The sequence below is a fragment of the Enterobacter sp. PL_is511 genome (assembly GCF_055816065.1).
In genome coordinates, this window is the sequence record NZ_JBVPGP010000002.1 from 1 (window position 1) to 929 (window position 929).

Annotated in this window: 1 protein-coding gene; it reads right to left on the reverse strand. The window is 53.2% G+C overall.

From position 1 onward, the window contains the following. A partial coding sequence (tuf, locus tag AC0TN7_RS00010; protein WP_047749302.1) for an elongation factor Tu occupies nucleotides 1-929 on the reverse strand: 929 nt, incomplete at both ends.

Below are 929 nucleotides of genomic sequence, written 5' to 3' on the forward strand. Positions count from 1 at the left end.
CCTTCACGGATTGCGAAACGCAGACCGTCGTCCATCGCGATTGGGTGGATCAGAGTCACAACCATCTTGATGTTGTCGCCTGGCATTACCATCTCAACGCCTTCTGGCAGTTCGATGGTACCGGTCACGTCAGTTGTACGGAAGTAGAACTGTGGACGGTAGCCTTTGAAGAACGGAGTATGACGGCCGCCTTCGTCTTTGGACAGGATGTACACTTCAGATTCGAACTTGGTGTGTGGCTTGATTGAGCCTGGCTTCGCCAGAACCTGACCACGTTCGATTTCTTCACGTTTGATACCACGCAGCAGAACACCAACGTTCTCACCAGCACGGCCTTCGTCCAGCAGTTTGCGGAACATTTCAACGCCAGTACAGGTAGACTTCGCAGTCTCTTTGATACCAACGATTTCAACTTCTTCACCAACTTTGATGATACCGCGCTCTACACGACCGGTAACAACGGTACCACGACCGGAGATGGAGAATACGTCTTCGATTGGCAGCAGGAATGGCTTGTCAATCGCACGCTCTGGTTCTGGGATGTAAGAATCCAGGAAGCCAGCCAGTTCGATGATTTTCGCTTCCCACTCTGCTTCGCCTTCCAGCGCTTTCAGAGCAGAACCACGAACGATTGGGGTATCGTCGCCTGGGAAATCGTACTGAGACAGCAGTTCACGAACTTCCATCTCTACCAGTTCCAGCAGCTCTTCGTCATCAACCATGTCGCATTTGTTCAGGAACACGATGATGAAAGGAACGCCTACCTGACGACCCAGCAGGATGTGCTCACGAGTCTGAGGCATTGGGCCGTCAGTCGCAGCAACAACCAGGATCGCGCCGTCCATCTGCGCAGCACCGGTGATCATGTTTTTAACATAGTCGGCGTGGCCTGGGCAGTCTACGTGTGCGTAGTGGCGAGTCGGGGTGTC